The 9,340-nt window shown below is 70.4% G+C and carries 9 protein-coding genes; 8 read left to right on the forward strand and 1 reads right to left on the reverse strand.

Annotated features, from left to right (window positions below; translation table 11 throughout):
- From BFF76_RS06180 to BFF76_RS06205, 6 genes are all read left to right on the forward strand, one after another.
- Positions 1 to 298: DUF742 domain-containing protein (locus tag BFF76_RS06180; RefSeq protein WP_065847528.1), on the forward strand; the 298-nt coding region annotated here is incomplete at its 5' end.
- Positions 279 to 938, forward strand: a complete 660-nt coding sequence (locus BFF76_RS06185; RefSeq protein ID WP_031093217.1) for a GTP-binding protein — start codon at positions 279 to 281, stop codon at positions 936 to 938. The genes BFF76_RS06180 and BFF76_RS06185, both read left to right, overlap by 20 nt.
- Positions 935 to 2,170 (forward strand): cytochrome P450, encoded by a 1,236-nt coding sequence (locus BFF76_RS06190; protein WP_053930594.1) that lies wholly within the window; start codon positions 935 to 937, stop codon positions 2,168 to 2,170. Before BFF76_RS06185 ends, BFF76_RS06190 begins: the two co-directional genes overlap by 4 nt.
- Entirely contained in the window at positions 2,167 to 3,375 is a 1,209-nt protein-coding gene (locus tag BFF76_RS06195) for a cytochrome P450 family protein (RefSeq protein WP_065847530.1), read from the forward strand. Before BFF76_RS06190 ends, BFF76_RS06195 begins: the two co-directional genes overlap by 4 nt.
- A 107-nt stretch (positions 3,376 to 3,482) precedes the next feature.
- Complete coding sequence (gene serC / locus BFF76_RS06200) at positions 3,483 to 4,601, forward strand: phosphoserine transaminase (protein ID WP_031093225.1); 1,119 nt, start codon at positions 3,483 to 3,485, stop codon at positions 4,599 to 4,601.
- 150 nt (positions 4,602 to 4,751) lie between these two features.
- The gene (locus BFF76_RS06205) at positions 4,752 to 5,363 is read left to right on the forward strand and encodes a Uma2 family endonuclease (protein WP_031093226.1); all 612 of its coding nucleotides are present in this window, start codon (positions 4,752 to 4,754) and stop codon (positions 5,361 to 5,363) included.
- 7 nt (positions 5,364 to 5,370) lie between these two features.
- Here BFF76_RS06205 and BFF76_RS06210 read toward each other — a convergent pair whose 3' ends face one another.
- Positions 5,371 to 7,137, reverse strand: coding sequence for a GAF domain-containing SpoIIE family protein phosphatase (locus BFF76_RS06210; protein ID WP_065847532.1), 1,767 nt, complete (start codon positions 7,135 to 7,137; stop codon positions 5,371 to 5,373).
- 224 nt (positions 7,138 to 7,361) lie between these two features.
- Here BFF76_RS06210 and BFF76_RS06215 point away from each other — a divergent pair, with 224 nt between their 5' ends.
- On the forward strand, positions 7,362 to 7,763 hold the full coding sequence (locus BFF76_RS06215; RefSeq protein WP_031093230.1) for a PPOX class F420-dependent oxidoreductase: 402 nt from the start codon (positions 7,362 to 7,364) through the stop codon (positions 7,761 to 7,763).
- Positions 7,764 to 7,939: 176 nt separating this feature from the next.
- On the forward strand, positions 7,940 to 9,262 hold the full coding sequence (locus BFF76_RS06220) for an LPXTG cell wall anchor domain-containing protein (protein ID WP_065847534.1): 1,323 nt from the start codon (positions 7,940 to 7,942) through the stop codon (positions 9,260 to 9,262).
- The last annotated feature ends 78 nt before the right edge of the window (positions 9,263 to 9,340 follow it).

The following is a 9,340-nucleotide window of genomic DNA, read 5'->3' on the forward strand; positions in this document are numbered from 1 at the left end:
CAGCCGGTCCGACTCGGCCGCGTTCGACCTGGTGACGCTCGTCGTCGCCGAGTGCGAACCGAGCCCCGGGATGCAGTCGGAGCACGTCGCGATCCTGCGGATGTGCCACAGCCCCACCGCGGTCGTCGAGATCTCGGCCACCCTGAATCTGCCCGTCAGCATCGTCCGCATCATGCTGTGCGACCTGCTCGACACCGGCCGGATCAGCGCCCGCCACCCCCGTACTGCACGTGTCGAGGACCGGCTCCCCGACACCGACACCCTGGAACAGGTGCTCGTTGGACTCCGCAACCTCTGACCGTGCCGCCCTGCAGGCGACGGCCGACAACGGACTGAAGATCGTTGTCGTCGGCGGCTTCGGGGTCGGCAAGACCACCATGGTCCGATCCGTGAGCGAGATCCGTCCGCTCAACACGGAAGAGACCATGACCCGCGCGGGCGAGGCCGTCGACGACCTCGAAGGCGTGCACTCCAAGACGTCGACCACGGTCGCCTTCGACTTCGGCCGCATCACACTGGACGCGCGCTCGGTCCTCTACCTCTTCGGCGCGCCCGGACAGGAACGCTTCTGGTTCCTCTGGGACCGGCTCTTCTCCGGCACCCTGGGCGCCGTCGTCCTCGTCGACACCCGGCGGCTCGCGGACTCCTGGTACGCCATCGACCGGCTGGAGCACCACGGCACGCCGTTCATCGTCGCGTGCAACGACTTCGGCGGCCCGCTCCACACCGAGCAGCAGATCCGCGAGGCCCTCGACCTCTCCCCCGACGTCCCGCTCGTCGAGTGCGACGCCCGTGACCGCTCCTCCAGCAAGTACGTCCTGATCACGCTGGTCGAGCACCTCTACGCACTCTCCGTCGCCCGAGCGAAGGCCGCGGACGCGGCCCTGGCAGAGAACCCCGCCCCGGCGGCGGCCAAGACCCCGGAGCCGACCCTGTGACCCAGTGCCCCGTGTCCCACGGTGCCGTCCCCCTGTCCGGGCCGCGGTTCCAGACCGACCCCGTGCAGCTGTACCGCGACATGCGCCGCGACCACGGCGCCGTGGCCCCGGTCGTGCTCGACGGCGACATACCCGCCTGGCTGATCGTCGGCTACCGCGAACTGCACCAGGTCACCAACGACCCGGTGCTCTTCAGCAGGGACTCGGAGCTGTGGAACCAGTGGGACAACATCCCGGACGGCTGGCCGCTGCTGCCGATGATCGGCCGCAGGCAGCCGTCGATCCTCTACACGGTCGGTGAGCGGCACACCGTCCGCGCGGCCATGATCAGCAACGCGCTGGAGGGTGTCGACCCGTTCACGCTGAAGGGGTACGCGGAGGAGTTCGCCGACAGCCTCATCGACCGGTTCTGCGCGACCGGGCGGACCGACATCATCGCCGAGTACGCGATGCTGCTCCCCGCACGGGTGCTGGCGAAGATCTACGGGTTCAGCGACGAGGTCGGGGCGCCCCTCGTGGGCGCGCTCAACGACATGATCGACGGCCGCGAGCGGGCCCTCGCCGGCCAGCAGCACCTCGGCGGAGCCATGTTCCAGCTCCTGGCCGACAAGCACGCCGAGCCCGGCGACGACGTCGCGACCAGGATGCTGAACGACCCCGGCGGCTTCACCGACGAGGAGGTCGCCCAGGACCTCATGGTCATGATGGCGGCCGGCCACCAGCCCGCCGCCGACTGGATCGGCAACTCGCTGCGGCTGATGCTGATCGACGACCGCTTCGCCGCCTCGCTCTCCGGCGGCCGGCACAGCGTCGCCGAGGCCATGAACGAGGTCCTCTGGGAGGACACTCCCACCCAGAACGTGGCCGGCCGCTGGGCCTCCCGTGACACCCACCTCGGCGGGCGCCACATCCGCGCCGGCGACATGCTGCTCCTCGGCATCGCCGCCGCCAACGGTGACCCGCAGGTACGCACCGACGGCTCCACGCTGACCGGCGGCAACAGCGCCTTCCTCTCCTTCGGCCACGGCGAGCACCGCTGCCCCTTCCCGGCCCAGGAGACCGCCGAGGTCATCGCCCGTACGGGGATCGAGGTGCTCCTGGACCGGCTCCCCGACATCGACCTCGACGTGCCCGAGGACCAGCTGACCCGACGCCCGTCCCCGTGGCTGCGCGGCCTGACGGAACTGCCGGTGCACTTCACGCCCACCCCTGCACTTGGAGGCCAGAAATGACCCGGATCGCCCTCGATCCCCTCGTCGCCGACCTCGACGCCGAGAGCGCCGCGCTTCGCGCCGCCGGCCCGCTGGCCGAGGTGGAGCTCCCCGGCGGGGTGCACTGCTACGCGGTGACGCACCACGCCGAGGCCCGCCGGCTGCTCACCGACAGCCGGGTGGTCAAGGACATCGACGTGTGGAACGCCTGGCAGCGGGGCGAGATACCGATGGACTGGCCGCTGATCGGTCTCGCCAACCCGGGCCGCTCCATGCTGACGGTCGACGGCGCCGACCACCGCAGGCTGCGGGGCATGGTCGCGCAGGCGCTGACGGTGAAGCGGGTGGAGCGGCTGCGCGCCGGTATCGAGGCGCTGACGAACGCCTCCCTGGACCGGCTCGCGGCGCGCCCCAAGGGCGAGCCCGTCGATCTGAAGGCGGAGTTCGCCTACCCGCTGCCGATGAACGTCATCAGCGAGCTGATGGGCGTCGACGCGTCCGACCACCCGCGGCTCAAGGAGCTGTTCGAGAAGTTCTTCTCGACGCAGACCCCTCCCGAGGAGGTCCCGCAGATGATGGCGGACCTCGGCGCCCTCTTCACGAAGATCGTCGACGGCAAGCGGGCGAACCCGGGCGACGACCTGACCAGCGCGCTGATCGCGGCCTCCGAGGACGGTGACCACCTCACCGACGAGGAGATCGTCAACACGCTGCAGCTGATCATCGCGGCCGGGCACGAGACCACGATCAGCCTCGTCGTCAATGTCGTCGAGGCGCTCCAGACCCACCCCGAGCAGCGCAGGCGCGTGCTGAGCGGCGAGGTGCCGTGGGAGAACGTGATCGAGGAGACCCTGCGCTGGAACACCCCGACCTCGCACGTCCTGATCCGCTTCGCGACCGAGGACATCGAGGTCGGCGACAAGGTCCTGCCCAAGGGCGAGGCCCTCATCGTCTCGTTCGGCGCGCTGGGCCGCGACGAGGAGCAGTACGGGCCGACCGCCGGTGAGTTCGACATCACCCGCTCCCCCAATCGCCACATCGCCTTCGGCCACGGACCGCACGTCTGCCCGGGCGCCGCGCTGTCCCGGCTGGAGGCGGGGGTCGCGCTCCCCGCGCTGTACGAGCGCTTCCCCGACCTGGACCTCGCCGTACCGGCCTCCGAGCTGCGGAACAAGCCGATCGTGACCCAGAACGACCTGTACGAACTGCCGGTCGATCTCGGCTGATCCGCACCACCGCTCCCCGCCGCACCGGCCGTCCATGATCCGGAGCGTGTGTCTCACCCGACGGACACGGTCCTCGACCGCTTCCCCAAGGGACTACGCTCCGGTCCGTGGCTGACATCCAGATTCCCGCTGACCTCAAGCCCGCCGACGGACGTTTCGGCGCCGGGCCCTCCAAGGTGCGGACGGAGGCGGTCGACGCGCTGGCCGCGACCGGCACCTCTCTCCTCGGTACGTCCCACCGCCAGGCCCCGGTGAAGAACCTGGTCGGCGAAGTGCGCGACGGCGTGCGCAGCCTCTTCTCCCTCCCCGAGGGATACGAGGTCGTTCTCGGCAACGGCGGCTCCACCGCCTTCTGGGACGTCGCGACCCACGGTCTGATCGAGAACAAGTCCCAGCACCTGAACTTCGGCGAGTTCTCGTCGAAGTTCGCGAAGGCCGCCAAGCTCGCCCCGTGGCTCGCCGACCCGACCGTCATCGCCTCGGACCCGGGCACCCACCCGGACCCGAAGGCCGAGGCGGGCGTGGACGTCTACGCCTTCACTCACAACGAGACCTCGACGGGTGTCGCGGCCCCGGTCAAGCGGGTCGCGGGCGCCGACGAGGGCTCCCTCGTCCTGGTGGACGCCACCTCCGGTGCGGGCGGCCTGCCGGTCGACATCACCGAGACGGACGTCTACTACTTCGCCCCGCAGAAGTCGTTCGCCTCCGACGGCGGCCTGTGGATCGGCGTGTTCTCCCCGGCCGCCCTGGAGCGTGCCGCGCGCGTCCACGCCTCGGGCCGGCACGTCCCGGAGTTCTTCTCGCTGCCCACGGCGATCGACAACTCCCTGAAGAACCAGACGTACAACACCCCGGCGCTGGCCACCCTCTTCCTGCTGAACGAGCAGCTGAAGTGGATGAACTCCCAGGGCGGTCTGGACTTCACGACCGGCCGCACGGCCGCGTCCTCGCAGGCCCTGTACGGCTGGGCCGAGGAGTCCAAGTACGCCACCCCGTTCGTCACCGACCCGGCGAAGCGCTCGCAGGTCATCGGCACGATCGACTTCGAGGACGGCATCGACGCGGCGGCCGTCGCCAAGGTGCTCCGCGCCAACGGCATCGTCGACACGGAGCCGTACCGCAAGCTGGGCCGCAACCAGCTGCGCGTGGCGATGTTCCCGGCGATCGACCCGGCGGACGTCCAGGCGCTCACCGCCTGCATCGACTACGTGATCGACAAGCTCTGACGGTCACCCGCACGAGGCGGCCCCGCACACTTCGGTGTGCGGGGCCGTTTCTGCTTCACTCGGCAGGGTGATGAGGCGCCTACGGGACGAAGCCGGGCGCCCCGTCCTACGATGATGTTCTCGACACCAGCCATTCCAGGAGGGCCCGCCATGTCTGCAGCCGCAGTCGAGCACCCCTGTGACGATGAGCCGGAACCCATGCTCGTGACGGCGAACCACCTCATGGAGCAGCTTCCGGGCTATCGCGTCGAGATCATCGGAGGCGTCATCACCGTGGCCCCACCCCCGGACGGCCCGCACGCCGATGCACTGACCACACTCATGATTCCGTTCATCGCCGCAGGGCTCCACGGCGATGAGACCAGGGTCCTCCAGGCGATCGGCCTGTGGCTGCCCGGCGGACCGGAGGACTACGCGATCCCGGACCTCGCCGTCGTGGACGCGGACTTCGACGCGCACCAGGCCGGGAACAACTGCTACGACCCGGCGGTCTTCCGTCTCGTACTGGAGGTGACCTCCGGCAACTACAGGAACGACCTGCGCAACAAGGTCTCCGTCTACGCCGAGGCCAAGATCCCGGTGTACGTGATCCTGGACCGCCGCCACGGACGCCTGCACGTCCTGACGGAACCCACGGGCTGCACGTACGACAGCCACGAGGTCTACGCCCCCGGCCAGTCGGCGCCGCTTCCCTCGTCGATCGGTGCCGACCTGACCCTCGACGTCGCCGAACTGGTCGCGGCGGGCCGCCCTCGCGCCTGAGGCCCGCTCAGCCGCGTCCGGTGTGTTCCCCGGGGGCGGCGGCTTCCGCCTCCGTGACACGGACGACGAGTACCGCCACGTCGTCCCTCTGCGGGACCTCCGCAAGACCTCGGGAGAGCGCCTCCAGGAGCTGCGGCAGGGGCAGGTCCCCGTGCTCCGCCAGGGTGGACGCCGCCTCCTGGATGCTCACGTCGATGTCGTTGTCCCGGCGTTCGACCAGGCCGTCGGTGTAGAGCAACAGCACGCTTCCCGGCTGGAGTTCGTGGCTGTGGTCCTGGCGGACGGGGCCGGCCAGGTTGCTGAGGATGAGCAGGTCGTGCTCGTCGAGGACCGAGACACGGCCGTCGGGCGTCCGCAGCAGTGGCGGGGGGTGTCCGGCGTTGGACCAGGTCAGCCTCCACCGCCCGCCGTCCGGGTCGAGACGGACGTGCACCACGGTGGCGCCCGGGCCCAGGGGCAGCGCGTCGAAGGCGTGGTCGACCGCGTCCAGCGCGGCTGCGGGTGAGTACGCGGGGTCACCGAGGGTGGCCTGGCGGAGCATGCTGCGGATCTGGCCCATCACGGCGGCGGCCTGGACGTCGTGTCCGATGATGTCTCCGATGGACAGCATCAGGGCGCGCTGCGGGACGGCCGGGAGCCTCGGCAGCAGGTAGGCGTCGTACCAGTCGCCGCCCACCATGTCCTGGTCGCCGGCCGGCAGGTACAGGGCGGACAGCTCCAGGCCCGGCACGGCCGGCAGATCCGTCAGCATGGCGGCCTGCAGTTGCTCGGCGGTGCTGAGGCGGTTCTCGACGAACAGGGTGCGCTCCACCGCCTGGCCCACGTACCCGGCCACGGCGGTGAGGACCGCTTCCTCCAGCACCGTCAGGACGTGGGGCCCGGGCCAGCACCACATCACCGCGCCACGGCCGCCCGCCAGCGGGACGCACAGCACGGAGCCCAGGCCCAGCGCGTCGTATCCGGCGACGGCCTCGGGGCTGAAGCCGGCCACGAGCGCGTCGTGGTCGGGGACGAAGACGGTGCGCTGTTCCCGCACGGCCTGGCTGCTGGGGAAACCCGCGTCGAGGTCCAGGCGGTCGATGGCGGCCTCCACCGGCCGCACGTGGTCCGGGTCGACCAGCCGCCGCAGCCCCTGGTCGTCCGCGAGCAGGATGCCCACGAACGTCGGCTCGGCGGGGTCTTCGAACAGGGTGCGCAGCCGACGTGTCAGGTCTTTCAAGCCGTGGGCGTGGCCGAGCTCGACGGAGGCGCGCAGCAGCAGATCGGCCTGGTCCCGGTCCTGCCTGAGGTGTTCGGAGGCGATCCGCAGGCGCATTTCCACGGAGCAGGCGACGGTGAGGTCCCCGAGGTCCTGCAGTTCGTCCTCGGTCCACTTCCGGGGCTTGTGGTCGATGGCGCAGAGCGATCCCAGGACCTGCCCGTCGGCGTCGGTCAGCGGCATTCCCGCGTACGCGATCGCCTGAAGGTCGGGGATGGCCATGCTGGCACAGGTGCGCGGGGACACCCGTGTGTCCTCGAGGATCAGCGGCCGGCCGTCGACGACGACGTGCTGGCAGAAGGAGTGGCTCAGGGGGGTCTCGCGCCGGGCGGCCCAGGGCTCCGCGAGTCCGACCATTCCCGGGAAGACCTGCCGGTCGGTCTCCAGCAGCGAGACCAGCGAGACCGGTACACCGAGGAACCGGGTGACCAGTCTGGCGAACCGGTCCATGCCGGGATCGGCCACCGCCGTCAGCCCGGCGAGCCGCAGCGCTTCCAGCCTCCCCAGTTCGCCCATCCCAGGGCCTCCGTCGGTTGTCCGGCAGGAGCAGCGGTGTCGACGCACCGCACACTACGACCGTATAAGACAATTCCCGCCATGTCGTGATCAGGGGCGATGCCCGGAGTCCGCCGTCCGGCCCGGTGCGGCCGCATCGTCGACGGCCTGGAGGTCCTGGTCCGGCAGCACGGGAGGCTGACCGAAAAGCCCGGATCGCCACTATTTATTGCACCATGGAATACATGGAGACGATCCGTGAGCTAGAGCCTTTCGTGAAGCAGTACACCGTCCTGCTCAGCAGCCGCAGGCCGGACGGATCAGCGGCCCACACCCCCGTCAGCATCGCCGTCGAGGGCGACCACGCCTTCATCCGTACGTTCTCCTCGGCCTGGAAGGTCGACCGGATGCGCAACCACCCGGTGGTGGAGATCGCTCCGTGCACCGTGCGGGGCGCACCGACAGGCCCGCCCGTGAAGGCCTGGGCGCGGCTCCTTCCGCAGGACTCGAAGGAGAACACCCACGCCTCCCGGACGCTCTCCCGGAAATACCCGGCGCTCCAGGGGGTGGCCGTCCCGCTCGCCCACCGGCTGAAGCGTGACCGCACGCTCCACTACGAGCTGCGGCCGGTCACGGACGACATCTGAGCGAGCCGGCCGGACGGGCGGGCGGCAGGGCGCGAGGGACGCATGGGCAGAGGGGTGCGCCCGGGCAAATTTGCGTGAGTCACACAACCATTTGGCGGCGGGACCCGTCTGTACATGGGTGTAACTGTTGTGCCGGAGACGGCACTTCCCACCGTCCGCCACGACGAGGAACTCCTATGACTCACCCCCTTCCCGGCCGTCGTCTCTCACGTGCCGCGATCGGTGTACTCGCCGCCGTCACGCTGACCGGGATCGCGTCCATGCCGTCCGCCGCCTTCGCCGCGGAGCCGGACCTCGGGATCGGAACGCAGGCCCCGATCACGGGTGTGCAGCCCGGCAGCGGTTTCGACGCTCCTTTCTCGGTGCTGAACAAGGGCACTGAGGAGATAGGGAAGGTGTGGGTGACGTACTCCGTCACCTCGGGTCTCGCGGCGGCGGACTCCTACGGGAACTGCACGTACACGACGTATCCGTCGCACGACGAGGAACCCGAACGTGATGTCGCGGTGTGCGCCATCGACCAGCCGCTCAAGCCCGGCGTCGTCTACGTGCCGGAAAAGCCGATCGGGCTCGAGGCGCAGGACGACGCGCTGTACGACAACGTGTTCATGGCCGTCGAGGCCGTGGAGCCGTCAGGCTTCGACGGGACCGCGCCCGAGCCCGTACCGGGCACGGGCGCCCCGCTGAAGCTGGTCGAGAAGGCCCCGGCCACCGAGGACGACCTGGCGCGCCACGCCGAGGGCTACACCTACACCGACGTCACGGCCGACAACACGGCCGACTTCGCGCTGTCGGGCGCCCGGCTCAAGGGCAAGGTGGGCGACAAGGTCACCGCTTCGGTGAAGTTCGTCAACGACGGCCCGGCCTGGGTCTTCCGCGAGCCCGGTCATGGCGCCGTGGCCGTGGACGTACGGATTCCGCCGGGAACCTCGGTCGTGAAGGCGCACGGCTTCTGCTCCCCGGTCACCGAGACCCGCTACAGCTGTGGGACCTCGCAGTCGTGGGTGCACCCGGCGGGAGGTGAGACCTACCCCTTCGTCCTGAAGATCGACAAGGTCGTCGAGGGCGCCACCGGGAAGATCTCCTTCAGCGGGAAGGACCGGCCCTTCGACACGAACGCGGACAACGACACCGCCGAGATCGTGATCAATGCGGGCACCGGCACGACGGGCGGCTCCTCGACCGGCGGCTCCTCGACCGGCGGCTCCTCGACCGGCGGCTCCTCCACCGAGGGCTCCTCCACTGGCGGAACGGCCACGTCCGGCGGTTCCTCGTCCGGTGGTTCGGACACTGGCACCACCTCCGGCGGCTCGGCCTCCACGTCCGGCGGCTCCACCTCCGGTGGCGCCGGACCGCAGTCGGCCGGCGGCAACCTGGCTGCGACCGGCTCCGACTCCACGCTCACGATGGCGGGCGCCGCTGCGGCGGCGCTGGTCGCAGGCGGCGGCATCTTCTACGCCGTCCGGAGGCGGGCCGCCGGGGCTGCCGTCGGCAAGTAGGGCGCGCCCTGCGAGGGTTGCGGCCCGCGGTCGGTGATCACTCGCCTGCCCCGGCTCAGCCGGGGCAGGCGAGTGATC

Origin of the sequence: Streptomyces mutomycini (assembly GCF_001700505.1) — a bacterium.
GTDB lineage: Bacteria > Actinomycetota > Actinomycetes > Streptomycetales > Streptomycetaceae > Streptomyces > Streptomyces mutomycini.

Excerpts from the sequence above, each read along its gene's own strand:
- BFF76_RS06195 (WP_065847530.1), top strand. The coding sequence starts at position 2,167 with ATGACCCGGATCGCCCTCGATCCCCTCGTCGCCGACCTCGACGCCGAG.
- BFF76_RS06220 (WP_065847534.1), top strand. The coding sequence starts at position 7,940 with ATGACTCACCCCCTTCCCGGCCGTCGTCTCTCACGTGCCGCGATCGGT.
- BFF76_RS06215 (WP_031093230.1), top strand. The coding sequence starts at position 7,362 with ATGGAGACGATCCGTGAGCTAGAGCCTTTCGTGAAGCAGTACACCGTC.
- BFF76_RS06210 (WP_065847532.1), bottom strand. The coding sequence starts at position 7,137 with ATGGGCGAACTGGGGAGGCTGGAAGCGCTGCGGCTCGCCGGGCTGACG.
- BFF76_RS06205 (WP_031093226.1), top strand. The coding sequence starts at position 4,752 with ATGTCTGCAGCCGCAGTCGAGCACCCCTGTGACGATGAGCCGGAACCC.